Consider the following 26,653-nt stretch of genomic DNA (forward strand, 5'->3'; position numbering starts at 1 on the left):
CAAAAACTGCTTTTTTCGGATTCTGCTTGCTGGAGAGTAACTTAGCCTGATTACAAAAGGTGTTGAGAGTCATTAGTTGTCTTAACAGTATTCTTACATCTTCCAAAGTCGTTGACAAACAACACTTTTCTGTTATATTAGCGAGTGTACATACATATTTAGAGCCGCCAAAGATACAACTTTTTTGGAGGCAATCTCAACGCCACCGATCCCAGCCCCAAAAAACCCCCCGGGTAGGATTATGTTGCGTTTGGATTGTCCGCAAATTAACAGATTAGAGAATGGAGAAAACCATGAGAATTGAGCGCTCAGTAGTTCTCTTGGCCATCCTGGCTTTGTTGATCTCCGCAATCGGAGTCAGCGCCGGCACTCCCCCCTCAGGTCGTGCCACCGCCCAGGAAATCAAAGACACGCCTCGGACCATTTCGGTTCGTGCTCAGGACTGGGATTTTAGCGCCCCGGTTCCGCAAAATGACATTCCTGACAAGTTCGTTACTTCCACCCTTCAGGGTGGTGACGACATCTCAACAGCTACGGTGATTCCGGGCTTTCCGTTCATCGATACCGGCACGACAGTCGGTTATACCGATGATTATCAGGAAGTTTGCCCGACTCAGAACGCTACCAGCACCGCCGCCGATGTCGTTTATCAGTACACTCCGGCCGTTGATCTGGTGGTCGATTTCATTACCTGTGAATCCGATTACATGACCTACATCTGGATCTACCAGGATGACGAGACGACGCTCTGGGACTGCAACCAGTTCGACAACACCTGCTCACTACCGCGCTCAGCTCTCTACGACGTAACCATTCCGGCCGGTCATACTTATTATTTCGTGATTGACGGCCGTGAATCTCAGGAAGGTACCTATGTAGTCGAGATGGATGCCCGTGAACCGGTCATCCCGATTAGTATCTCCCCGGCCATTGCCAGCAGCGGCACCGATAATCTCGTCCTCGGTTTCAAATACACCGGTCAGGACGACACCGCCCTTTACTGGCAGGGTTCGATCGACAACGGCGACACCTGGGGCGGCGCTATTTATTACTCCGGTGTACGTCTCTTCGGTTCCGTTGAATACTGGGGTGAGGACACTTTGTTCTACGCTACCGAAGTGCTGTCCGGTTCAGGTAATACCTACCGTATGTTCGTCTCGAATCCGGGCGACATGAGCACGGTTTCCGGTACTTATTGGAACTGGAGTCAGTATGGTTTGACCGACGCGAAAATGGCCGATATTGCCTGTGATAACAACTACCCTTATTTTTACTTCCCGGATGAAAGCAAGTTCGGGGTAATCTCCATGGTTAACAGCTACACCCCCAGTAGCTATGTCGACATCCCCATGTTGCTGTATCCATTCGACACTACTGCCGGTTCCGGCTGGGCTACCATCAGTTGGTATGACACGCTTAACGGAAGCCAGGCCGACGGCTGTCAAATGACCCGCGCCGACATCGACAATGAGACCGGTCGTTCCTACGCCGTGTACGACTGGTACGACCCGACCGACACCGTCTGGAAGATCTTCTGCCGTATGGACCCGTTCTATAACTCACAGGATCCCGACAGCATCGAGGCCGGCTTCCTGCTCAGCCCCGGTGTGGAGAACGGCGATAACGTTCAGCACCCGGCTGTTGACGCCAATGGTGGTAATGTTCTTATCGTCAGTGAATACTGGTCAACCAGCACCGGAACACCTTCCGACTTCGACCTGGTTTGTTTCCACGCCTCCGATTCGGGTCTTGGCAATCTGGTTACATCGACGGTCATAGCCACCGAGGGCGATGAAATGTATCCCGATGTTGCCTGGGTTTATGGTGAAACATTTATCGTAGCCTTCACTCGCGGTGACTCGTTGTTCTCGATCATAACCGAGGACGGCGGCGCTACCTGGGGTACCGAAGAAGTTATCGCCGGACCGAACGTAGGTACTTTCGGTTCTGATTACTTCGTGCATGGAGCACTTCGCAGTATCGATGTTTCCGAATTCGGTAATATAGTGGCCTGGGAATACCAGACCTATAAAGATCCGGACAGCTCCATCTATCTCAACTATACCACACTGACGGCTCCGCTGCCCGATGCTGATGAAGACGGTATTCCGGATGAAACCGACAACTGTCCGACCATTGCCAACCCGGGACAGGAAGACCTCGATCTGGACAATGTCGGTGATGTCTGTGACAACTGCCCGTCTCACTCCAATCTCGATCAGACCAACTCCGACGGCGACTCGTACGGCGATGCCTGCGATAACTGCATTACCGTCGACAACGAGGACCAGGCCGACTACAACAGCGACGGCATCGGCGATGCCTGCTGCTGTATCACCCGTGGTGACATCAACGATGACGGCGGCACTCTGATTACGATCGAAGACCTGATCTACCTGGTCTCCTACATGTTCCAGGGTGGTCCGGCTCCGATGTGCGCCGAGGCGGCTGATATCAACAACGACGGCAATCCCCTGTACACCATCGAGGACCTCGTTTACCTCGTGGCTTACATGTTCCAGGGCGGCCCCGCTTTGGACATCTGTACCTATTAAGCACCGTCGTTATATCCAATCGAAAAGGCCACTCTCTATCGAGAGTGGCCTTTCTTATTTGTCAAACACCTATTAAAAAAACGGTCGGACGATTCTCCATCCGACCGTTTACATTGTCCTTCGTCGGGCGGCGCTATTTCGAGGCGCTCCCTACATTTTTCATTTCTTTTGCACGCTTGGCGATTTCCGTCACCGCCTCCACTGCATGATCGATATGTTCCTCAGTGTTAAAAGCTCCTATTGAGAAACGTGTTCCGCCGTGGATTTTCATGGTGCCGAGTTGCTGATGCACCAATGGCGCACAATGCAAACCGGTACGGGTGGCGATATTGAAATCTACGTCGAGCATGATGCCGACATCACCGGCCTCGAGACCGTCGACATTGATCGTAACGGTAGACAGATGGTTATCCATACTGTCACAGCAATAAACCGTAACTCCCTCAACTTCCTTCAACTCACGGACAAGTTTAGAGGCGAGACGATGTTCTTCTGCGAAAATTCTCTCGGTGCCGCCGTATTCATTGATCCAATCCTGGGCGGCCCAGAGCGAGGCAACGCCGACCATGTTGGGCGTGCCGTATTCGAGCCGATAAGGATATTCATCGAGATGGTACGGATATGCACTGCGTACTCCGGTGCCCCCGGCGCGAGTATGACGCAACTCGACACCGTTGCGCACCACTACACCGCCGATGCCGGTACAACCCAGCAACGACTTGTGCCCGGTGAACGCCAGTACATCGATGTTCATCTCACGCATGTTGATCGGTACTACCCCGGCTGTCTGGGAAGCGTCAACGGCAAACCGTACACCAAGCTCCCTGCAGATATAACCGATCTCAGCAACCGGTTGAATCGTCCCGATCACATTAGAGCCGTGATTAACGATAACCAGTTTCGTGTTGGGTCGAATAGCTTTCTTGATCTCATCCGGTTCGACAAAGCCATCACTGTTGAACGGAACGAAAGTCGCTTCGACACCGCGGTCGCGGACAAGATGATTGATCGGTCTGATTACGGAATTATGTTCGACATTGGTGGCCACGACATGGTCACCGGTTGTGAGGGATCCCTGAATGATCAGGTTGAGGGCATCGGTAGCGTTGTAACCAAAACAACATCTTTCGGGGGTGGCTTCATCACCGCCGAAAAAGCGCGTGAGCCGTCCCCTCAGATCCTCCAAAATGTTCCCGGCCTCGATTGCCTTGTCAAAGCCGCTCCGTCCGGGATTCACACCGCATGACCGGTAGAATTCCACCATGAACTCGTAGACTTTGGCAGGTTTGGGCCAGGAGGTCGCCGCGTTGTCCAGATAGATCAGGTCTTCCACAAGCGATCTCCGATTATAAGATAAATGTGTCTCTCTTCATTCTCAATGCTCCGGACGCTGATACGAGAGATCAGCACCCGGTGCCAATATAACAAAAAACCGCCGTGAAACAAACGCCTTATGGGACTCTCTTTTATTAGACCGGTCAGATCCATTGTCTGAGGAAATTGCACGGCTTTCTCCCCGGATTTAACAGAAAGAGTGTCACCAATAATAATAGCGGGAAAACGAAAGATCAGACGTTCTCGAGGAAGTTCAGATATTGGCCGGCCCACATCTCACGCCGATGGTGGTTGATGATATGCAGGCGATACTTCGCGCCGAGCTGGTCGGTTTCGATCTCACCGGAGTACATTTTCAGAACCAATTGCGCCAGCTCTTCGGGCGACTCGGAGGCATAAGTAAGGGCGCCGCCGGCCAGACGCAATTCATCGATTGCCTCACCGCGACGAGAACCGAACACGATCGGTCGCCCCGAAGCCATATACTCGAACATCTTCGACGGGAAAGCCATCTTGGCCACGTTGACTTCTTTGAGGCTCTCGATCAGAACATCGGCCGCCTTCAGAAAATAGGGAATCGTTTCCAGTGGTTGAAGTCCGATGAAACTGACGTTCTTGAGACCGTATTCGGATACCATCTGCTGGAGCGCTTCACGCTTCTGACCGTCACCTATAAAGGCGAAATGGATATTAGGCTGATCCACCAACTGCCGAGCAGCTTCGATAACCGTCTCCAGAGGACGCACCCAACCGAGCGTACCGGAATAAAGGACGAGAAATTTCTCTTCCCAGCCAAAACGACGGCGGATACCGTTGGAGTCGGAATCGATAAACTCTTTACCGACGCCCGACTTAATCGTGGCGATATTAGCGCGGGAGATTCCCACTACTTCATCCATGTAGCGCGAGATGCCGTCTGTTACCGAAACGATCCGGTCTGCTTTACGGTAGAGTTTATGCATGACCCAACGGATCATTCGGGTAAATATCGAGCCTTTCAGATTGCCGAAATCTTCACCCGACTCCGGCTGTAAATCACGGACTTCGATCACGAACTTGCAACGACGGATTTTACTCAGCATCCAGCCGATCACCGGAGACGTCACCGGCGGTGTGGAAGCCAGCACCAGGTCGAATTGCTGCTTCAGCTTGAATTGGTTGATCAATACCGAAACAAGGAAGGTAATAAAACCTACCATACGTTTGGTTGGCTGGCTGTTCGCGGCCGGAAGAACCCAACTGCGGTAGACCTTAATGCCGTCCATTTCCTCGGCATAGAAAAACTTGCCTCGATACTTCTCCGGAACGATGCCATCCGGATAGTTCGGGATAGCCGTCATGACGGACACATCGATACCGTTCTGCACGAAGTATCGTGCAAATTCAAATAAACGGCGTACCGCCCCTCTCTCAGGCGGAAAATGCTGAGTAATAATAAGAACTTTCATAATTTACCGACTCAAAACTACCGGTTTTGTGCATAAATTGCAAGCGGTTTTATACGGAACACAACACCATGCACGGCAAACGATTTAAGCCCGGTAAAGTGCTTGACTGATTTTCATCATTGTCATAACTTCACGATGAATCGGGTTGCGTTTCACTATTTTCGCCCGATGGAAAAAAGGTGGTTCAACTTAAAAAACGGGGCTGTATAACGGACAAGCCAATGAGAAGGGTGGATGTATGAGAAAACTGGGTATTTTAGGTATTCTACTGGCCTTGGCCTGCCTGATGTTAACCGGCATGGTCTTCTCCGAGGAAGCCAAACAAGCCGAGAAAAAAGAAACTCCCAAACACGAGTACGTAGGCGCCGGTAAGTGTAAACTGTGCCACAAAGCTCAGTATGAAAGCTGGGCCGAGACCGGTCACGCCAAGGCGTTTGAGAAACTCTCCGCCGAAGACCAGAAAAAACCGGAATGCGTAAAATGCCACATGACCGGCGTAATGGCCGACGGTACTGTCATCAACAACGTCGAATGTGAGGCTTGTCACGGTCCGGGCAGCGACTTCAAATCACCCAAAATCATGAACAAGAGCAAATGGGCCGCTGATCCTGAGACATACAAAGGTATGGCTATCGAAGCCGGTTTGATTTATCCGAAAGAAGAAAACTGTGTTCGCTGCCATACCAAGGAAGGCAATCCGCATTTCGTGCCGTTCGATTTTGCTAAGCGCAAAACCCAGGTTCATGTGATGAACACCGAGGAAGGCAAATAAGCCTTTTTTTCCGATACCGTTGAAGAAGGCGACTTTCAGGTCGCCTTTTTTTATTTATTCGGAACCGTTGCCGAGGAGAGTAAAAGTTCGCACCGAGACCCATTTACTTTCCGGGAGGGCGGTGATGAGATCGATCGTTTTGACCTCGAACGATTCGGTTGGAAGGTAGTCGACAATCTTGTCTTTGACGAACATAATTCGATGATGTGAAATCTCACGAGCGACCGTTACATGCGGTCTATAGTCGGAAAACGGAACCGCCAGACCGAGTCGGGAATAAAGTCGATAGTATAATTGCGACAGGCGCTCGGAAGTTTTTACTTCCCAGTAAATAACCGGTGCCGTCGGATAAAAATCTCCGATCGAATCCAGATCAAGATGAAATCTCGTTTCCAGAGTCAGTTCGGAGCCGAGCGCTGCCACCAGTTCTTCTAGCGTTCGTTGTGATTCAAAGGGAAAAACAACCGTAATGTGGGGATTTACCAGGTTATAAAGGGGATCGTATTTCTCGCGTAAATGAGCAATCATTCCTTCCAGTTCCGTCGGCAGGAAAATCACCAGTGCGAACTTATGGTGACGTCGTTCGTTAAAATGGTTGAACATCACAACCAATTATCCTATCGGTAAAATACTATTTCGACCCGACGATTCTGAGCTCGTCCGGCTGCGGTTTGATTGGAAGCCACGAAATCCACTTCACCCTTGCCAAACACTTTGATACGATCCGTTTCCACGCCCAGCGAGACGAGATAGTCACGTACGCGACGCGCCCGTTTCTCGGAAAGCTGCTTGTTGGCCGTGGCCGTTCCGATGTTGTCGGTGTAGCCGCTGATTTCAAGTTTCACGTCGGATACAAAGACGAGCAAGCGAGCCAGTTCTTTCAGTCGTTCACGATTATGGGGATCGACTTCGAACGAACCGGGTACGTAGTCGATATTCAACACCATCGGTTTGTCCAGCATCGACAGATCGATACAGCCGTTGTGATCGACCTTGATTCCAAAAAGACTGTTCGGACAGTCATCGAGACCGTCCGGAACACCGTCACCGTCCGAGTCGAGCGGACATCCGGAGGCGTCCACCGCCGCACCGACCGGGTTAAACGGACAATTATCGCGGTAATCGGGAACACCGTCATAGTCGGAGTCGACCGGACAACCGTGAATATCAACGGCGCCGCGTGCTTTGAGGTCGGTTTGCGGGCAGTCATCGAGACCGTCCGGGATACCGTCCATATCAAGATCGATCGGACAGCCGCGCCGATCCACGATCACTCCGGCTCTGGTGTCGGGGCAGTCATCACGACCGTTGGGCACCCCGTCACCGTCGCTGTCGTCCTCGTCGACCTTAACCGGTTGCTCCCATGACACGGGACGAGCGGCCCAGTTAGTGGAGGAACGCCATTCGGATCGCCGACCGAACGAGAACGTCAGTGAAATCATGCTGCTCAGGATAGTCCGATGTCGACGGCTCTTGGTTTCCGGAGCAAACTCTACCCCGAGCCCGGTGAGATAGTCGTATTGGAAATTCCAGCCGAAATCGAAGCGGTTGGAGAGACGATATTTCAACTGTGCTTGTATTGAAGCCATTACTTCCGAAGCCTGATAATCCACCAGTTGTTCGCGGGTTCCCATTACACGAATCAACGTATCCGCTTCGGCATCTTTCACCTTCCATAACGCCAGACCGCCGCCGCCGGCCAGTCTCAGATTGAACTTGTTAACCGGATTGAACAAGAGGCGACCGACCGTCACGTATACCCGGGTGACTTTGTACACCCGGTCGGCGTGATTCTTGTCGATACCGAACTGCAACGATGAACCGTAAGTGGTATCGTTGTAGATGGAATTGAAACCTAGCCCCAGTTCCGCGGACCAATGATCGTCGATACGATAACCCAACATGAAGCCCATGTCGGACTGGTACGGGAAGAGGCCTTCGTCGCCGCCGTCGATTCTAATCACCCCGCCCTGAGCGCCGAGATAGAACCTGTGTTCCACGGCGCCGACCGAGGCAGAAAACAGCACAACGAGCAGAATGATAATAACTCGCTTCATTGTCCATAAGATTCGAGGCGCTCGAATGGAATGCAATAAAAACATCGCCGCTTAATACGGCTTGGTGATTTCGACACCGGTGTAATAATGTTTCAGGATACGATCATAAGACCAACCATCACGCGCCAGGCCGATAGCCCCGCACTGACACATCCCCACACCATGGCCGTAACCCCGACCGTTAAAAGTAACGGAGACCAGATTGCCCAGGGGATCACGCTCGATATCCACGTCGAATCGGCCGGAGGGAAGAATCAGATCCGGGTTGGAGGTCCGACCGATAACCCAGCGGATCCGGTCTTTCTGGAAACGGTAGACATCGTTATCGGTGCGAACCATGAGCTTCGCTACCCGGCCGCCGGGGGTACGCTCCATGATCTTGATATCGTTTACCTTACCGATTACCATGTCGCGACCGCGATCCGACGACAGATACTGCTCTAACCGTCCACGAAGTTGCTTTTCCGTGAAAACCTCTTTCCAGGTGTAATACTTGGACCAGGAACATGCCCCGCTGTCGGACACCGCCTTGAGATAGGGAATTTCTTTACGGTCCCAGACCGCTGAAATGGCGTCGGTCATCCCGCCACAGGTGGAATGATAATAAGCATCAATGAACTTACCCTCGTAAGTCATAACCTGCCCGGCGGTTTCATTGACAGCCCGGTCAACTAACCGGTTCTCCGCCTCGACACCATTGTATACCTGGTCGATAATGGTGTTTTTCAGGTCATACGGTTCGTTGGGGTATTGTTGCAGATGTGAAATCGTATAGGTCCGGGCGGCCACCGCCTGAGCCTTGATCGCCTCCAGTTCGCTTTCTTCACGCGGGCCGATCTCCGGCGGTACTACGCCATAGAGGTAATCTTCCACATAGAGCACGTTGATAACCTTAACATTCTGCCCGGCGGGGAGTGTTTTGATCAAACCGCGATAACGCTCTTTGTCAAGACGAAGCAGATTCCCGGAACCACGCGGTATAAGATTGATTTCATCCTGTCTGGAAGCCAGTACCTGGCCACGGTCGTTTTCCACATCGAGCCGGCCGCTGTAAACCGTAACTTTTACCGGGCGTGTCGAGTAATAAACCGATTGGACACCGTCCTGCAGACATTCCACCGCGAACTGGCCGTCACCGCTTATCGTGGCATTCGGCTGGGAATCCTCCAGAAGAACTCGCACGAACGGAACACGGATATAAGTTCCCCCGGTCTCATCACGCAGGCCGGGAACGGTAGCACAGGAAAAAACCAGCACTATCAACAACAGGCCGGTTCCAAGGCGAGCCGTCCATTTAATCGGTTTGGCCAATTTTTCGATCATCACTTTCTTTTACGACTCCCTGTCTCCGACGGAGGTTGTACGAAATGGCCCAGCACCGGTGAGCGTGTCGGTCCACCCGGTAGTCGAGTCGGCTCTGATCGCAAACAACTCTCCCCCAGTAGTGCAAAACACGCGGCCTCAACCAGGTCTCCGTCAATTCCCAAGCTGTCTATTTTCTCTACCTGCAAGTCCGGCAAGTGATATTGAAGTCTTTTGACAAAGAATCTGTTGTTCCGCCCGCCTCCGGTCAAATACAATTTGTCGAGGAATAGATCCTTCTTCACCAGCGGCCAGACGGCTGAAGCGATACTCAGGGTGGTCAATTCCGCCGCTGTACGCATTATATCATACCGGCTGAGTTTGAGTCGTTTCCCCTGGTTGACGATCGTTCGTGCCAGTTCCAGACCGAACTGCTCACGACCGGTAGAACGCTCCCGCGCCGAATAAAACGATTGCCCCAGCAACAGCGCCAATAATCGTTGCGATAGTTTACCCCGCTCAGCCAGTCGGCCGCCTCGGTCGAAAGGCTGATCGAACAACATTTGGGCCAGTAAATCCAGCAGGGCGTTACCGGGTCCACAGTCGGCCGCTTTGAGCTTAATTTTCCCTCCGGGGGATTCGGGAAAATAAAAGAAATTAGACATACCGCCAATGTTGACGATCAGTCGCGGTTCCGTCTTAGAGCTAAACAATCGTCCCATCGCGGCTGTGGTAATCGGTGCTCCCTCACCCCCGGCGGCGATATCCGCCTGGCGGAAATCACCGACCACCGGCAGACCGGTCCGGGCGGCGATCATATCCAGTGAGCCGATTTGGAGTGAACCGCGAAACAGCCGACCCAAATAGTTACCTCCGGTCGGAAGGTGTCGCACCGTTTGACCGTGCGAGGCTATAAGATGAACCGTGGTTCCCTTGCCGGCCAGTCGCTTGATGAATCCTGCTGCGGCGCGACCGATAAAATCCCCAAGGTAGTTGTCCAGATATACCAGTTCATCCAGAGCGACATTCTTGCCGTCGGCAATGCGATGAATCATCCGCCGCAACTCAGACGGAAATTTCCGTTTAGTCCCGGCAATGAAACTGATACGGCGCCGGTCAATCGCCATGGCTGCCAGATCTAAACCGTCAGCCGATGTCCCTGAATTCAGGCCGACGACGTTGAGTCGTTTCCTGTCTGTGAGTCTGGTCGGCAACATGGCGATTATTAACTAGCGAATAACCGTACTGTCCAGCTTCAACTTGACCGATGCCACTCTTTCCAGAGAGCGCTTAATCCGCTCGACAGGGATTTCCCCATGACGAACGGCATTCTCGAAGAAATCGAATGCCTCCATAGATGCTTCATGATTAGGTCCGAACAGCAACATATCATGCCCGGCCATGAACGCCTTGACTGCTCGTTCACCATACGGTCCAAGACCGGCAGCCCCTTTCATAGTCAGGTCATCGGTGATGAGCGGACCATCGAAAGCGAGTTGATCGCGCAGAAGCGTTTGAATCATCTCACCGTTGGCGGTGGCTATTTCATCACCGAATCCGTCGATACGAACATGCGTACTCATGACCAGGTCGGCTCCGGCTTCAAGCCCGGCCTGGAACGGAAGCATCTCCCGTTGTTGCCAGATCAACTCGTCGTAGGAAGCTTCGGCGATCCCCAGATGAGGATCGATCTCCGCCGCCCCCAGACCCGGGAAATGTTTGAGACAAGATATCAATCCGGCAATACGGGACAGTTGTACGGCCTTGCGAACGAATGGCTCCACTTTCTCCGGGCTGTCGGCAAAAGTGCGCCCCTGGAGACAGTTATTGTTCGGGTTAAACCCGATATCAGCCACCGGCGCCAGGTTAAGATTAAAACCAAGCGATTCGAGATATACCGCTGAGCGACGGTAATCCTCTTCAAACTTTTCCAGTCCCAGGCTGTTGCCGTATTCCGATGCTGCCTGAATCTGAGCCGGAGCACCTTTGATACGGCTGACACGGCCGCCTTCCTGGTCAATCGCAATGAACGGCGACCGGGCTCCCTGGAGAGCCTCCCGGATCTGTTCGATGTTTTCGCGTACCAGTTGCAGGCTGGAACAGCTTTCACCGAATAAGATAACGCCCCCAATCCTCTCCTCAGCCAGAAAATTCAGCAAGTCCACCGGTGGCTGCTCACCGGCGAAACCAACCACAAAGAGCTGGCCAAGTCGCGAAATCAGGTCATTCAAAGTATCCCCTCCGCTGTATGGAGTTATTTCCTCTTACTACATTACACATACCAGATTCCTTCCCTCGTCCTTCGCTCTGTAGAGAGCCTTGTCGGCGATTGAGATCAGCTCCTCATGTGACTTGCCGTTCTCGGGATATGAACTGACACCGACAGAGACGGTGATATGCACCGGTTCTTTGGCTCCCAGATCAATACCGGCGGCTTCAACCTGAGCTCGGATGCGCTCGCCAATCTGGGTTGCCTCAGCCAGGGGTGTTTGCGGTAGAATAATCACAAACTCTTCACCGCCATAGCGGGCGAATATATCTACATCACGAATACACTGTTTAATAATCCCGGACAAGGTAGACAGAACTTTATTACCGTGTTCATGACCGAACGTATCGTTCAGACGTTTGAACCAGTCGATATCCACCATTACCAATGACAACGGCAGGTCGTAACGAACGGCACGCCGCTGTTCTTCTTCAAGCTTTTGTACGAAATAACGGTAGTTGTACGCCTGCGTCAATTCATCAATGATAGTGAGTTCCTCGGTCTTACGATGCAGTTCGGCGTTGTCCAGAGCCAACGCTGCCGATCGCGCTACCACCGAAAGAAGCTGCACATCCTTGTCGCCGAAGGCATCGATTTCATCAGACTCCGTCGTAAGCACACCCTTAATAGCTCCGTGTGTAACCAGCGGGACAATCATCACGGAACGCGCCGTTTCTGAAAGCGGCTTGTAATCGTTGCGCTGACGAACATCCTTGAGACGCACCGATTCACCCAGCTCGCAGATCTTGGCAACCAGTCCCATGCCCTCCTCCGGTACTCGTTTGAGTTGGAAGTTCGGGCGGTTCCCCTGGGCTCTGATCCGATATATACAGTCCTTCCCCTTGTCATGGATGATCATGCTGTAACACTCATATTCCAGCACGTCTCCCATGATCCGGGCTACTTCTTTGACAACACCGTTGGCATCAAGAATCGAGGCAAGAATACGGGTGTTTTCATAAATCATCTCGATTAAAGCCTGAGATTTTTCCAACTCAGACGTTCGCATGTTCAAGGTGTTGAACAGCTTCAGGAGTCGTTTCTCGGACCGACGCATATAATCCGAGGCATAATGAATAGTCAGAAAACTTACGACCATGAGCCCGACGCGAAGAGCGACATCAAACGAAAGCGACATATTCAGATCGGGGAAAATTACCGCAATATAGGCTCCGCAGACCAGCAAAGTTACGACCGAGGCGAACCAAAGGGTAAGCACATAAGCGGCAATAGCTATAGTCAGATAAAACAACAGGAAAAAGGATGATTGATAGCCGCCGGTATAAAGGATAATTGTCGGGATGAGCAGAAGATCGTATATGACCGAGGAAAGATATGCCAGCTTGATATCGAAATGTCCCTTCATCGCCCAGTAGAAAAAACCAAGATGTAGCACGAACGTCCCCAGCGCGGCATAAAAGAAAATCCTCCCATTTTCCTCATAATTACCTACCAGAGTAAACCAGGCAATCCCTACCAGCACGATTATTCGCGCCAGCAGATAGATCGTATCAATCCTCGGCAGGAGAGTTTTATGGCGATCTAAAAAGAGTTTCATTAAAACGTTCCCATGCTACTTCTCTTTTTATCGGCTGATACTTGAGTTTGTTTATTGTACCCAAACGATTTACAGAAATAGCTCATGCGAGTGAGGTTGCCAGATACAAATTATGAATGTTTCAGGCTGATTTAGAATCGGCCTACCTCAGTTCCGATATCTATATATGTTCCCCAATTGTCCGCATACTTTCCTGTCCGACAATAACATAGCAGACTCAATCACTTGCTGTTGTACCGCCTCTGGCCGGATCCGTCGAATCATTTAATTCTACAATCAGTTGAGAGTCTTGCCGACGTTGGAGATTGCAGGCACCAAACTAAAAGCTCTTTTTTCATTGGCATCATGGTTGGCTCATCGTATTATTCCGGTAACTTAGGACAAGTCAACACGTATCTGTCATTAGGAGGACTCTAAGTTGCCTTACACCGCTCACCATTTTCGCTCAACCGGTCTTGTCATTATTGGGATCATGATTCTGCTGCTCACCGGAGCAGCCGGAGCAGCGGTATTCGAACACGGCGACGAAGTCCACATTACTAATCTCCATCGGATCGAGGGAGACTTATACGCTTCCGGCAACACTGTCACGGTCGACGGTTACATCGGCGGTGATTTCTGTTGTTTCTCCAACACCGTCAACTCCAACGGAGAAGTAGCGGCGTCGGAGAACATCTGCGCTTATAATTACCGTCAGGGAGGCCGGGTCGATGGCTCTCTGCGGGCATTTGCTTATCAAGCTGAGATCGAGGGATACATTGGTCGTTCGCTGCTTCTGGTCGGTTTTGAAACTCGCGTCGGCAGCCGCGCAGTTATTCGACGCGATTTAGTCGCTTCGGGATACAAATTCGATTTCGCCGGACGACTCATGGGCAACTTGAAGGCCGAGGCTGAAAATGTGCATATCACCGGCACGATTGATGGTGATGTCAAAGTCGAAGCGAAAAGACTGGTGATTGCACCACCGGCCGTCATCAAAGGCAACCTGACCTACACCTGCGAACATCAGATGGAAATCGACACCGCCGGGGGTGTAGTCGTGCTTGGCGACATCGTCTGGCAATTGCCCGGCAAAGAAGAAAAACTCGAAGAAGAATCTTCTCCAACAGCCGGCCTGAAAAATAGTTTGATTGAAATCTCCCGGATTCTGGCTTCTTTTCTGCTCGGCTTGATCATCATCTTCCTCTTCGGGCGCTATGCCGAAGAAACAACCAAACAACTTCGTACTCGTCCCACCATTGCCGTTGCAGTCGGTTTACTGACTGTGCTGGTTGGAATCCTCTCGCTTTTAGCGCTGTTCACCTCGTTGATGCTTTTAATCATCGGGCTGGTCATGCTGTCGGGAGAAATGGCTGTGATTGGCGCTATGCTGCTGGTCGTATCGATTCTTATGTTGCCAATATCCACTTTCGCCGGTCTTTTCTCCGGCGCGCTCTGCTACCTCGGCACAATCGCTTTCGCTCCGGTATTGGGTTGCCTCCTGATGCGCCTGGCCAGAAAAGAACCATCCCCCATCGGAAAACTACCGCTCCTGCTGGGCCTGGTCGTGATTGCGTTGCTTAGCTGGATTCCGTACATCGGGACCGCCATCTACCTGATCTTCTCCGTTCTCGGGGCCGGAGGAATAGTGCTCGGCATTCGCCATTGTCGCCAGACCGTTACCTTACCGACAAACGAACCGCTCTCCAACCAGACCGATAACAACTCCTCCCCTGAATGATCGGGATTAAAGCAGAAAAAGAAGCAGTGCCGAATACGACACCGCTTCCATAGATTTAGTTACGGCTTAAAGAAAACTAGTATCCCAGCGCCAGCCCGTTTTCGCGCGGATCGGAAGCTCCCTCATAAAGGCCGTCACTCCGGATCATGATCGCCTGTACATCACCGAACGGCGTTCGTTCCTTGATAACGTGCCCCATTCCGATCAGACCCTGCTTGGTCTGAATGGAAAACTTGCCTTCCTCAAGGTAGACAATATCAGGCAGCCATTGATGATGGTAACGAGGTTGATCGACCGCTTCCTGCAGCGACATTCCAAAACGTTCGATGTTAATAATCGTCTGTGCCACCGTCGTGATGATCTTGGACCCACCCGGCGATCCCAATACCAGACAGGGCTTGCCGGAACGGAACACGATCGTCGGCGACATTGACGACAACATTCGCTTGCCCGGTTCGATTTTGTTCGCTTCGCCGCCGACCAGACCGAATACATTCGGTTCACCCGGTTTTATCGAGAAGTCATCCATCTCGTTGTTGAGCAGAAATCCGGCGCCGTCTACCACCAATTTAGAGCCGAACGTAGTGTTAATCGTGTAGGTCATGGAGACGATGTTGCCGTCGGCGTCAAGAATGCTGAAATGGGTGGTCTGGTCGGATTCACTGCCAAAGATACCGGGACGAACCTGATCCGATGGACGCGCCTGGGTGGAATCGATCAGTCTGCGACGGCTGTCAAGGTAGTTCTTGTCCAGCAGTTTGTCCGGTACCGTCCAAAACTCCGGATCACCTAAATGCTCCGACCGATCAGCGTAAGCCAGCTTGGCCGCCTCACAGAAAAGATGGATATACTCCGGAGAAGTAGCGGAGTATACCGAAAAATCATAAGGCTCAAGCAGTTTCAATATCTGTCCCAGACATATTCCACCCGATGACGGCGGCGGCATCGAGTACACTTTCAGCGGGCCGAAATCGAAGCTCAACGGCTCGCGCCACACCGGTTGATAACCGGTCAGATCCTCAGCAGAGATGATCCCGCCGTGCTCCTTCATGCAGTCAATGATCCTTTGAGCTGTCTCCCCGCTGTAGAAGCCATCGGGACCATCGGTTGCAATTGCCGATAGGGTATTGGCCAAATCGGTCTGAACAAGCCTGTCTCCAGCTTTAAGTATCCGACCTCCGGGGGCGAAGATTGCCGCAGTCGAAGTGAAAGTTGTGAGGCTATCTTGATAATCATCCAGGGAAGCCGCCAGATGATTATCCACAATCAATCCGGAATCAGCCAATTCCGCGGCCAGGGTAACCAGCTCTTCCCAGGTGCGACTTCCATACTCCTTCCAGAGAACATGCAAACCGGCGACCGTACCGGGCACACCGGCAGCTTTAGCCCCAAGTGTGGAAGCATTTGGAATCACATCCCCTTTAGGTGTCTGGTACATCTTTTCCGTAGCCGCAGCCGGGGCGGTCTCGCGGAAATCAAGCGCTCGAACTTGTCCCGATTCCGCCTCATAGACCAGCGCGAATCCCCCGCCGCCGATATTACCCGCTTCCGGGTAAGCCACCGCCAGGGCAAAGCCAACCGCTACGGCGGCATCGAAAGCGTTTCCACCTTGCTGCAGCACCTGAAGTCCGATACGTGTCGCCACCGGCGATGATGTCGCCACCACCCCGTTCTCATGAAGATGCGAAACGCCGACACCGGAGCATCCGAAAAAGGCAAAGGCGACCGTCGCCAGAACGGCGACGGTCACTATCGATGCTATTATGAGCTTGGAACTGAGATTGACTCTGTTACGGTCGTCTTTCGACAAGATAGATATGACCGTCCGGGAAAGTGACATTGAGCTGAATGCCTCCCTTCAAATCCTTGGCGGTAGTCTTGATCGGAACAGCGTTCTCGCCGTCGAACAAGTTGGTCAGTTTGACCTTGGCCGCTTTCATACCGGCCGCTTTGAGATCCGCCTTTATGATGACATCCTTGTTGCCGGACTCGAAACCATCGGACAGTTGTCCGGGCGGCGGCGCCACCACGAACAGAAGACTCTTCTTCTCGCCCACATGGAAGGAGATATCGACCGAAGGATCACTGCAATACAGATATGATACCACTCCGGTACTCTCCAGCACCGATTCGAGGAAAGCCAGTTTCTGATGGTTGCCGCCTGAGGCAATGTCGAAGCTGAACAGGAAAAGTTGTCCTTTGAAACGCGAGGAACAAACACCAACTACTTTGGAGCCGGCCTTACAAAGTTTCTTAACCTTCGACTCATCACCGGAGCGGATTGAACCGTAGACATTACAGGGGAATTCGCCGTTCTTATGAGAGACGGTGTTGATATGATAATCAACCGTTGTCCTGATCCTGAAATGGTTGGCCAGGGTTTGACAGTCTCTGAAATACTCGTCATAACGAGGCATCAAACCGCAAAGCACCACCGTGCAACCGGCTTTGGCTAACTCGACTATAGCTTCCTGGTCCGCCTCGGGCATAACTTCCGAGGTTGGTACGAATACAAGACGGTAGTTCTTGATCGACTCCCAATCACGATTCTCGCGAATACCGTAACTTAGCTTAAGGCGCATCAGGTCACGACAGAAACCAACCGTGGATCCGTTAAGTAACTGGGGCAAATACGGCATGATTTTCTCATGAGACAATCCGCGCAGCCAATAGTAAAGGCGTGATCCAACTACGGCGATATCCGACTTAGTGTCCATCTCCTCGAGACCGACTTCGGTAATAGCCTGGTTAAACTTAGAAGCAACATCATAACCGTCTGAAATCGTTCCATCGTTATGAAGCGGAGCACCGTACCAATGGTCACGATCAACGAACATGTAATGATTCAGTCCCTTGAAACCGGAGGATAACGCTGCTGCCAGATAGAACCGCCGACTGTTGTTGGTTACCGGCGCGATAAGCTGCTCGCGCTTGGCATCGGCCGCCGCTGCGCCTGACACGAACGACGTCGCGAAAGCAAATCCGTACTCGGCCTTAAGAAACCGCGCCCGAACGCTAAGATCGAAATAATTCCCCTGATCCGGGAATACATTGGCTCCTAGGAACGGTTGACGGTCATCAGGAACAAGGTTGAAGGCTGGAAGGATATCCCCCGGCTGGAAATAGAGCGAACGATAAATCAGCGGCTCAACCGTATAGGACGTAAAAACGTCTTCCAGTATCTCCAGATACTCACGGAGCATATACTCCCGGAAACGCATCCAGTCGAGCACCTTGCAGAAATCCTTCTGCTCCAAATCCGTAAACTTACGCGGCGGTTCTACCGTATCGAAAGTCTCATTTTTCTCACGGTAAACAGCGTTGAGTTTCTTGATATCTTCGTAGAGATCCTCAAGAAACCGCGGATAATACTCTGCTACAACATCGGGGTTGTAATCGGCTGAACCTGGATCCAGGCGCCGTCCGAACGATGTTTCATAATCAAGCTCCACCATGAACACCGGACCGCGCGGGTGAACGTAATTCTTGGTCACCTCAATGAAATTGCGGAAAAAAGTCTTGAGATGGAACTGGAAGGTCTTGTGTAAATAACTTGGAAGATACCCGGTTTCCACGCCGTGGTCGTTCTCGAACTTCTGCTCCTGTCCATTACAGTCACGCGCCAGCAGCTTAATGTCGTTGAACAAGTACTTAGGCAGGCCACCATATTCAAGCTGCCCCCAAACCCAGGGACCGGGACGAAGAATCACCTTGAAGCCGAACTCGCGGGCCAGCTCTAAAAATACAACAAGATCCTTCTTTGGATCGGAAAATCCGCTAAAGTCCACATGCTTTGAGGCGTCCTGGTGAACATTCCATGGCACGGCGGTGGAAATGATCCGGAATCCGGCACGCTTGATCCGCTCAAAACAGATCGACCAATAGCGTTTGTCGATCCGGAAGTAGTGCAGTTCCGCCGAAAACGGATGATAGGTTTCCTTACCGATAGAGAACTTATTGCCTATAACACCTAACATATAACGCCTTATCTATCAACAACTTAATGTTTTTCAGGGCTTTTTTCAGTCTTTCATAATACCATAATCACCCTATAAAGTCAACATTATTCACCTAACCAACTGTAGGACTGCCGGTTACAAACACAGCCCAACGAACACCACACCCGGCACATAATAGACCCGGCACGGACTCGGCAGAGACTAAATCCCGTCACTGTACGGATGAAAGTTTTGATCTCGTGTAGTGGGCGGCCTTGCGTCGCCCGCATTGCAGTTGTGTCTTACTGAATGTCCGGGAGGTGTGCCTCTTCAACATTCCCTTTTGTCTCACGGTCATTGTCACACTCGCCGGAATCACGAAGATTCGACAATAAAAAGCCCCCGGCAAGAGCGCCGGGGGCTTGATAATCTATCGTAACCAACAGGTTACTTCATCAATACCATTTTCTTGGTGTCAACGAAGTTGTCGGTCTGCAGGCGATAGAAATAAATGCCCGAAGAGACCGAACTGCCGCCGTCGGAATAGCCGTCCCAGTCAACCGTGTAGGAACCGGCCGCCATGGTCTCATCGACCAGAGTCGCGACCTGCTGTCCCAAAACGTTGTAAACGACCAGTGATACGTTGGCGCGAGATTTCACGTCGAACTGAATCTGGGTCGAAGAGTTGAACGGGTTCGGGTAGTTCTGACCAAGTGACCAGGCTTCCGGAAGACCTGAGCCGGGGCGATCAGATATATTGAGCGGATCAATAATAGTATAACAATGCGGGCCATCCCATGTCGGGAAATAGTCAACAGATGTCGCCCATTTCCAGAGACCCGAAGGCGGATAGTAACTTGAGTCGAGACAGATCGTTTTTCCGTGGTTGGAGATATCCAATGGGCCAATCGTCAACGTTATTACTCTATCATCAAAGCCAACGGCCATACCTGATCCAAACATTTTGAAAGTACTGAAACCAACCGTGTCGGAGGCGTTGCCAGTGACACGAGTAGTATCGTCTATGAACAGACCGCCGTCCATCATAGTTTTCGTCAGCGTCCCAAGTGTATCCCCGGACACGTCCGACCATTCAGCGCCGTTTTCAGAATAAAAGCGAAATCCGTTGGTTGTTCCAGAGATGGCTTCAGTAGTACTGTTGGTAAACCTGATATAGAAAACTACTTCCTGACCGGTCTTGAGAGAGTCGGTCGAAGTGGGGCTGGCTGTTTCTGCAACCACCTGATCAAGGGTGATACTCTGACCGAACGCCGAAACTCCGGAAAGGACCATAAGTCCAAGTAAAACAATTAGCATTTTCTTCATAAGATCTCGAAACTCCTATCTTCTTATAAAAAACGTTTTGTTGTCTTCCAATGTTTAAGATGCCATCAAAATTAGCAAGTTCCCTTTACTAAAAACACCTCCTTACGATGCTACAGGCATACACCCGCATCCGATGAAGTACACACTCCACACGTTCCTAAATTATACGAGCACCCTATATACGAGTCAATAAAAATCAAGCCTTTGGAAACAAAAAAGGCGGATCGTAAACGATCCGCCTTCGATTATTCGAAGCATGTTACTCGGCTCACGCCGGTGGCTGTGGTCCGCCATTAAACATGTAGTCGACCAGATAAACCAGATCTTCGATGTTCGGCAATCCGCCCGAGCCGTTGACGTCGATCACGTAGAACGGATCGGGGGCCGGGCCGCCGCTGAACATGTAGGCAACCATGAAAACAAGGTCATCGATCGCTATGGCGCCGTCGCAGTTCATATCGCCGCGCAGGCAGGACGGAACGACAATCTTACCGGCGATATTGACCGGGTAGTAGTCACCCCAGATCGTGGTCATACGCGGAACTTTGGAACCCAGCTTGAGCGTGTCGATCTCCAGCACGCCAGCCGAGGCGCTCGGACTGACATAGAAATAGAGATTCGCGATTGGTCCGCTTCCCGGCTGGAGATAATTCGAACCGGCTCCGGTGGCATCCGTGCGGAAGAGAATACCGTAGTATTGATTGCTCAGTTCAACGTTCTTCTGGACATAATTGAAATACTCCGTTCGTGTTCCGACCACGGAGAAAGAATCAAAGGTGATGCCCATGGAGTTAGTCATATCGAAATTGAGCTGGATTTCCTTGATCTGAACCGTGTTGGTCAGATTTAGCGGAAGCATGATATGTTCACCCTTGGCGGCCACGATCGAGTCCATATGAGCAGTGTCGGCCGTTACCCAGACGTAGTTTTTCAGATGTTCTTCACCGGGACCAAGGAGCGAAGCATCGTCTACAACCAGCGAGACATCATAGATGCCGGGATCGTTGAAGGTGTGAACCGGATTCTGATCGTACGAACTGCCTCCATCGCTGAAAGTCCACTCCCAGGAAGTCGGTGAGTTGGGAGAAAGGTCGGTGAAATTAACGGTTAGCGGAGCTTGACCCTCAGTGTAATCAGCGCTGAATTTGGCATTGCCGAGATCGGCCAAGGCGTTGTAGGCATCGATACGACCGGAGCCAAGGAGCTGGTCATAGCTCGGATTTACTCCATAGATATCATCGGCCGTACTCTCGATCAGAGAGTCCACCTGAGATTTGGTCAGCGAAGGCATTGTCGAACGAATGAGACCCGCCAGACCAGCCACCATCGGGCATGCCATCGAGGTGCCACCCTGGGTTGCGACAGTGTTCGTGTGCGAAGCACCATAGGTGTAGGTCGAAAGGATAGATTCACCAAAGGCCGAAACATCCACCCAGACACCGTAATTGGAGAAACTGGACTTCACATCGCCACTACCAACCGAAGCCACTGAAAGAACTTCGATACCGCTCGGATCATAATCAAGGTAATCCGGGCAGTTGCAGTTATCGTTTCCGGCGGCATGGCAGATAGTCACATCGGCGGAGTCAACTAAAGTCATAGCTGCGTTCATAGTTGTGGTGCTCGAAGAGCCCCAGGAGCAGGATACTATCTTAGCGCCGTTACGGGCAGCGTACTGGATAGCTGAGCCACAATTGTTCGAGTTAACATAACCGCTGCCGTCGCTGGCGCTGGCGCCAACTCTCAGACACATGATGCGAATGCCCCGGAATGATCGATGACCACCGAACCAGCCTCCGGCCATGGAGGAAACATTGACGCCGTTGTTGGTAGCTGCGGCCGCAATACCGGCACAATGCGTACCGTGACCGTTGAAGTCTATCGGATCCGGATCGGGGGTACCGCCGTCCTCAAGGGGATGAACCGTAATGCCGGTGAATCCCGTGAAGAAATCGTAACCGATCAGATCGTCGACAACTCCGTTGCCGTCATCGTCGATACCGTTCAGATCATCGGTATCATAAACAACATGGTCGCCGTCCACATCTTCACCGGGATTGACCCAAATGTTGTCGGTCAAGTCGGGGTGCAAATAACCAACACCGGAATCAACTATGGCGAAGATAATTGAATCAGAACCGGTCTCAATGTCCCAGGCGCCTCGGAGATTCATATTGGTGCTGACAATGTGGTACTGACTGGTCCATGACGGATCATTAGGATCTTTCGCCAGCGGCATGGCCCAGACCGGCTCAGCCTGACGAATATGCGGATTCTGCATGAGAGCATCGATCACCTCATTGAGGTCGATGTTCTCGGGGAACTTCAACTCGTAATACCGAGTAAAATCCACCTTATTGGAGTTCTTATCGGGACGCTCCTTCTCCCAGGGGAAAATGCTGCGTGCCTGACTAACCTGATATTTAGCCATGACATCATCGAGGGTCGGTACAGCAAAACTGGCCAGACCAAAAGAAGTGCTTAGACTGGCAACGTTTACGTCATCCTCAAGAACGACCGTAACCAGCCCGGGCATGATATGAGGTTCCGGTTGATCCGCTCCCTCAACTACCACTGCTGTAGCCGATCCGGCAAAAATCAGGGTCAGCGCAGCCAAGAATACGGCAGCGAGGAAAGCCTTGCCCATCATTTGCATCACATGCTCTCCAATTCTATAAAGATATTAGCTCTCGTATGTCCTTACTATCTATTTACGTCAAAGTCTGTCAGTAATTTAGCCTAACTCGACAAGGCATGGCTTTTTTGACTCATTCATTAACAACAGGATTGCGAAATCCACTGGACTGCACGTCTGCAACCGATATCAGGCTCTCTGCCCAAATGCCTGCCGTGTAGGAACTAAAGTGAGAACCGACTGATTCAGGCGGCCCTCGGCGGTATGACTCGTTTACAATATAGTAACTTACGGGGATTTTCCAAACAAAAAAGAGGCCGTCTCCACTTAGGTGGAAACGGCCTCAGGCTTATTGCCAGGGAATCCTTTCGGATCCCTTTATAATTCAAGCCTTACAGACAGTCTGCCGGAGCAGGACCGCTCGAGAACATGTAGGTTACCAGGTAAACCAGGTCGGAAATATCCGGACCGGAACCGGAACCATTGATATCAGCCTCTTCAATACACGGCGGCTCAGGACCACCCGAGAACATGTAAGTCACGAGGTAGACCAGGTCCGAAATGTCGGGACCGGCGCCGGAATGGTTGATATCGCCAACGACCTGGCAGCAACCAAAGGTGAGGCCGAGGTTATTCTCAGACCAAACCATACCCTTATCGACTCTGGCTAAGAAGTCAGCTTCGCCGTCCTTGGAAGTCGTGAACAGCTTGTAGACTTCGAGAGTGTCGGTCGGGGTAAGGGTGTAATCCCACCGGAAGGTCCAGACCATGTGCAGGTCGGCATCAACCGAGTCGGAGGCCGTGAAGCCAAGGTTGTCGCCCATGTACTTCCACAGCGAGTCATCCGCGAAATAACCGAAATCGTAAACCTGCGTGGAGTTGTCCATGGTGTAAGCGTTACGGTAGGTATTGTTCATGGTGCTGTTTTCGAGTACAGCGATGAGAGCCATACCACCATAGCGCAGATCGTTTTCCTGGCACTCAAGAGCATCGCCCAGAGAGTCCTCAATCTCGGAACCGATCTGATAGATCAGCTTGCGGCCGGTATCGAAGCCGCTGCGGTTCCAGGAACCGGAGTCAGACGGGATATCCCAGTCCATACCTTCACCGATCGCGAGGCCGGCGTGAGTTTCACCGTCGACCACATAGATCTTGAGGTGCTCGATCATGAACTCACAGGAGTCGCCTTCATGCGGGGCAATCCAGTTCTTCTCGAGCATGATGCCGGTGTCACGAGTGACGAATGAAGACTGATACAGGTCATAATCACCCATGTTGGTCGGCTCGACGTGTCCCATCGGGAAGAAGCCGTGATCGGACAGGTAGCCTTCGCCAAACATCGAGTAGTTACAACGAACGGTGTCGGTCTCATCCAGCCAGCAGATGATCGGGGAACCGTCAAACAGATAAACCGAGGCATCGCCCGGGACTGAGTCGGTTACACCGGCATCCACGTAGTCGCAGTCACCGTAGTTGAAGAAGTCAAGGTTCACACCACCTTCGCCCTGCAGACCGAAGTTACCGTTAGAGGCAACGGCCAGCGAGAAGCAACCAGTGCTGATAGTATCCCATTCAGGAGAAATGACCGTATCCGCAACCCAGAAGCTGACCGGGATAATGGTCGGGGAATCTTCCTGGTTACCGGTGATGCTCAGTTCACCCTCGAGGTACACAATAGTACCAGGAGCGTTGACTGCGCCGCCGGCGTTCAGGGTAACAGTACCGGAAACGGTGTTGTTCTGACCGGAAGGAACCGTAACGGCGCCGGTGAAGCTAGAAGTCAACCAGCCACTGACCGGACCAACCGTCTCGGTAACGGCAAAAGTACCGTTCATGTCGGTATTACCGGAGTTCTCCAGAACCAGCGGAGTATCGAGCGGAATACCGTGCTTGGTGTAAGCCGGGAAGTCGATCTGAGTGATCGAGGTGTTGAGCAGAGCCACCGGGATCGGCTCAACGCAGGCCAGACGCATCCACATAACGTCAGCCAACTGCCAAGTACCTTCATCCTGTACAACTCCGCCTGGATCAAGGTCGTGAATGTACTGAATGTCGAGGTAGTAATCACCAGTGTAGGAACCAGACGGGTCAACCACAACGCCTGACGGGAAACCGTAGGCGCCGGTCTGGTTGGTACCGAAACGGGCCATTGACGGCCAGTTGTCGGAGTCGCAGGCACCGTTGACACCGGTCGCGGAGTCACAGTCGGGGGTACGGGAGTTGGTGATGTCACGAGCCTTATCCCAGGTCAGACCACCGTCATCGGAAACAACCACGTACAGTTCGCCGTTGGCAGCACCGGTGATGTCGGACTGGTCAATACCACGAGCCGAGCAGTCATCTTCGATGCCGGCCGGGATGTCGTTGTACTGAACATAAAGGTAGTAGAACTTACCATCACATTCAGAGATGCTCATCTTGGAACCCTGGAGCTGCCAGGCGCCCGGAGTACAGGTCGTCTGATCCCATTCCAGGTTGGCAGCGGTACGGATAAGGGCAGAACCGCCGCTAAAGCCGCCGGTACCGAGGTTTTCACCCCAGTGGAACATGCGGCAGCGATACAAACCGGCACTTCCGCCAGAGTTGGCGTCGGCCGGCCAGAAACGAGCACTCCACACGATGTGCAGGTAGTCGTCGCTGTCGATCAATGACTGCAGGTCGGTGTACGGACGATAGCCGTCAACACCATCAACGTTCATCGTCAGGTTGACGCGATTGTTGAAGGTGACACCATAGTCATCGGAAGTCTGATAGTAAATATCGTTATCCCACTGGACATACTGCTGACCATCGTTCGAGGAGCAGGTGTCACAGTCACCGTCGTCCGGACGGTTGCCGATCCAGACCAGGGCAACTTTACCGGTGGTCGAGGAAGCGCAAACATCCTGAGCGATGTCGAAGACAGTGTCAACGACGTACGGCGGATAATCGTAAGCGTTGGCAGCATCGACACCAACCTTACGGAAGTAAACGATCGCCTGCGGGTCGGCGGCGTCCGGCTCGGACACCTGAGCAAACAGGTGCAGGACCGGGGTCTGACCGGGAACTTCCTGGTAGACCATCGACGGCCAAATGATCGACTTCAGGGAGTCGACCTGAAAGTTCTGACCGGTAGCCCAGGCCGAGGTAGAATCCTCAACGCGGGAACCACTGCCGAAGAACGCGAAAGCAGGTGAATAATCCCAGTAAGTGTGGCACTGAATGCCGGCACCCTGGTTGTTATGACCGCCGGCAACAGCACGGTTGTCGTTAGTCACATCCAAAGCCACATAGCCACCGTAGTCGCCGGTCGCCTGGACACCAGTCGGGTCCACAAAAGCACCGTCGTCGGCGATATAAGCATTGTAGCAATATTCACGATTTTCCATAACCGGACCCGGCAGATACATCCACAGGAAGTGGACAATGAAACCCTCACCGGCGCTGGTACCCCAGTCAACCATACGGGTCATTCTGCCGTTGTGCTGATAATCATACCAGGTGTCACCAATGGCAACGCCCGGGGAGGCCGTAGCAGCGCTAACCTGGCCCAGGGCCGAAGACTGTTCGTCGGCCGTCATGCGAGTAGTCCGCGTATAGTCGTTCTCATTCGGGAACGCATACTCCGTCTGCTTCAGAAGCAACGGATTCTTTACGCGCGACGTATTCGGGGCCTTAGCAGCAGTAACCGACATGGCCATGAAGGCTACCACCAGCAAGGAGAGTACCAACAGTACTGAAAATCTCCTCATTCAATAG

General features: G+C 52.1%; 16 protein-coding genes. 3 read left to right on the forward strand and 13 right to left on the reverse strand.

What is annotated here, in order from left to right:
• Window positions 1-293 precede the first annotated feature (293 nt).
• Entirely contained in the window at window positions 294-2,555 is a 2,262-nt protein-coding gene (locus PLF13_02950) for a thrombospondin type 3 repeat-containing protein (GenBank protein ID HOP06228.1), read from the forward strand.
• 133 nt (window positions 2,556-2,688) lie between these two features.
• On the opposite strand, the gene PLF13_02955 is transcribed toward PLF13_02950, so the two are convergent.
• Window positions 2,689-3,888 carry an aminotransferase class V-fold PLP-dependent enzyme gene (locus PLF13_02955; protein HOP06229.1) on the reverse strand — a complete coding sequence of 400 codons (1,200 nt, stop codon included), beginning with the start codon at window positions 3,886-3,888 and terminating at the stop codon, window positions 2,689-2,691.
• 235 nt (window positions 3,889-4,123) lie between these two features.
• Window positions 4,124-5,338, reverse strand: a complete 1,215-nt coding sequence (locus PLF13_02960; GenBank protein ID HOP06230.1) for a glycosyltransferase family 4 protein — start codon at window positions 5,336-5,338, stop codon at window positions 4,124-4,126.
• A gap of 238 nt (window positions 5,339-5,576) precedes the next feature.
• Here PLF13_02960 and PLF13_02965 point away from each other — a divergent pair, with 238 nt between their 5' ends.
• A complete protein-coding gene (locus tag PLF13_02965) occupies window positions 5,577-6,110 on the forward strand; it encodes a multiheme c-type cytochrome (protein ID HOP06231.1) in 534 nt (177 codons plus the stop codon).
• Between the two features lie 54 nt (window positions 6,111-6,164).
• On the opposite strand, the gene PLF13_02970 is transcribed toward PLF13_02965, so the two are convergent.
• Genes PLF13_02970 through PLF13_02995 form a run of 6 tightly spaced genes read right to left on the reverse strand, consistent with a single transcriptional unit; the run spans window position 6,165 to window position 13,296 of the window.
• Complete coding sequence (locus PLF13_02970; GenBank protein HOP06232.1) at window positions 6,165-6,713, reverse strand: 2'-5' RNA ligase family protein; 549 nt, start codon at window positions 6,711-6,713, stop codon at window positions 6,165-6,167.
• Window positions 6,714-6,727: 14 nt separating this feature from the next.
• Window positions 6,728-8,167: an OmpA family protein gene (locus PLF13_02975; GenBank protein HOP06233.1), complete on the reverse strand. Its 1,440-nt coding sequence runs from the start codon at window positions 8,165-8,167 to the stop codon at window positions 6,728-6,730.
• Between the two features lie 51 nt (window positions 8,168-8,218).
• On the reverse strand, window positions 8,219-9,490 hold the full coding sequence (locus PLF13_02980) for a SpoIID/LytB domain-containing protein (protein ID HOP06234.1): 1,272 nt from the start codon (window positions 9,488-9,490) through the stop codon (window positions 8,219-8,221).
• Window positions 9,490-10,686, reverse strand: a complete 1,197-nt coding sequence (locus PLF13_02985; GenBank protein HOP06235.1) for an anhydro-N-acetylmuramic acid kinase — start codon at window positions 10,684-10,686, stop codon at window positions 9,490-9,492. Before PLF13_02985 ends, PLF13_02980 begins: the two co-directional genes overlap by 1 nt.
• A gap of 12 nt (window positions 10,687-10,698) precedes the next feature.
• A complete protein-coding gene (locus tag PLF13_02990) occupies window positions 10,699-11,700 on the reverse strand; it encodes a glycoside hydrolase family 3 N-terminal domain-containing protein (protein ID HOP06236.1) in 1,002 nt (333 codons plus the stop codon).
• 36 nt (window positions 11,701-11,736) lie between these two features.
• A complete protein-coding gene (locus tag PLF13_02995) occupies window positions 11,737-13,296 on the reverse strand; it encodes a sensor domain-containing diguanylate cyclase (protein HOP06237.1) in 1,560 nt (519 codons plus the stop codon).
• A gap of 418 nt (window positions 13,297-13,714) precedes the next feature.
• Between PLF13_02995 and PLF13_03000 the strand changes: the two genes are divergently transcribed.
• Entirely contained in the window at window positions 13,715-15,016 is a 1,302-nt protein-coding gene (locus PLF13_03000; protein HOP06238.1) for a polymer-forming cytoskeletal protein, read from the forward strand.
• A gap of 76 nt (window positions 15,017-15,092) precedes the next feature.
• Here PLF13_03000 and ggt read toward each other — a convergent pair whose 3' ends face one another.
• The 5 genes from ggt to PLF13_03025 form a co-directional block, all read right to left on the reverse strand.
• Window positions 15,093-16,826, reverse strand: a complete 1,734-nt coding sequence (gene ggt / locus PLF13_03005) for a gamma-glutamyltransferase (GenBank protein ID HOP06239.1) — start codon at window positions 16,824-16,826, stop codon at window positions 15,093-15,095.
• A complete protein-coding gene (locus PLF13_03010) occupies window positions 16,807-18,993 on the reverse strand; it encodes a beta-galactosidase (protein ID HOP06240.1) in 2,187 nt (728 codons plus the stop codon). Before PLF13_03010 ends, ggt begins: the two co-directional genes overlap by 20 nt.
• Window positions 18,994-19,401: 408 nt before the next feature.
• Complete coding sequence (locus tag PLF13_03015) at window positions 19,402-20,280, reverse strand: T9SS type A sorting domain-containing protein (GenBank protein ID HOP06241.1); 879 nt, start codon at window positions 20,278-20,280, stop codon at window positions 19,402-19,404.
• A gap of 268 nt (window positions 20,281-20,548) precedes the next feature.
• The gene (locus PLF13_03020; protein ID HOP06242.1) at window positions 20,549-22,930 is read right to left on the reverse strand and encodes a S8 family serine peptidase; all 2,382 of its coding nucleotides are present in this window, start codon (window positions 22,928-22,930) and stop codon (window positions 20,549-20,551) included.
• Between the two features lie 377 nt (window positions 22,931-23,307).
• Window positions 23,308-26,646, reverse strand: coding sequence for a hypothetical protein (locus PLF13_03025; GenBank protein HOP06243.1), 3,339 nt, complete (start codon window positions 26,644-26,646; stop codon window positions 23,308-23,310).
• Between the last annotated feature and the right edge of the window lie 7 nt (window positions 26,647-26,653).

This window comes from Candidatus Zixiibacteriota bacterium (assembly GCA_035380245.1).
GTDB lineage: Bacteria > Zixibacteria > MSB-5A5 > GN15 > FEB-12 > DAOSXA01.

What these genes read in the sequence shown, in the direction of transcription:
- PLF13_03020 (HOP06242.1), bottom strand. Translation starts at nt 22,930, where the DNA reads ATGATGGGCAAGGCTTTCCTCGCTGCCGTATTCTTGGCTGCGCTGACC.
- PLF13_03010 (HOP06240.1), bottom strand. Translation starts at nt 18,993, where the DNA reads ATGTTAGGTGTTATAGGCAATAAGTTCTCTATCGGTAAGGAAACCTAT.
- PLF13_02960 (HOP06230.1), bottom strand. Translation starts at nt 5,338, where the DNA reads ATGAAAGTTCTTATTATTACTCAGCATTTTCCGCCTGAGAGAGGGGCG.
- PLF13_02985 (HOP06235.1), bottom strand. Translation starts at nt 10,686, where the DNA reads ATGTTGCCGACCAGACTCACAGACAGGAAACGACTCAACGTCGTCGGC.
- PLF13_02950 (HOP06228.1), top strand. Translation starts at nt 294, where the DNA reads ATGAGAATTGAGCGCTCAGTAGTTCTCTTGGCCATCCTGGCTTTGTTG.
- PLF13_02970 (HOP06232.1), bottom strand. Translation starts at nt 6,713, where the DNA reads ATGTTCAACCATTTTAACGAACGACGTCACCATAAGTTCGCACTGGTG.
- PLF13_02995 (HOP06237.1), bottom strand. Translation starts at nt 13,296, where the DNA reads ATGAAACTCTTTTTAGATCGCCATAAAACTCTCCTGCCGAGGATTGAT.
- PLF13_02975 (HOP06233.1), bottom strand. Translation starts at nt 8,167, where the DNA reads ATGAAGCGAGTTATTATCATTCTGCTCGTTGTGCTGTTTTCTGCCTCG.
- PLF13_03025 (HOP06243.1), bottom strand. Translation starts at nt 26,646, where the DNA reads ATGAGGAGATTTTCAGTACTGTTGGTACTCTCCTTGCTGGTGGTAGCC.
- PLF13_02980 (HOP06234.1), bottom strand. Translation starts at nt 9,490, where the DNA reads ATGATCGAAAAATTGGCCAAACCGATTAAATGGACGGCTCGCCTTGGA.
- PLF13_02965 (HOP06231.1), top strand. Translation starts at nt 5,577, where the DNA reads ATGAGAAAACTGGGTATTTTAGGTATTCTACTGGCCTTGGCCTGCCTG.
- PLF13_03015 (HOP06241.1), bottom strand. Translation starts at nt 20,280, where the DNA reads ATGAAGAAAATGCTAATTGTTTTACTTGGACTTATGGTCCTTTCCGGA.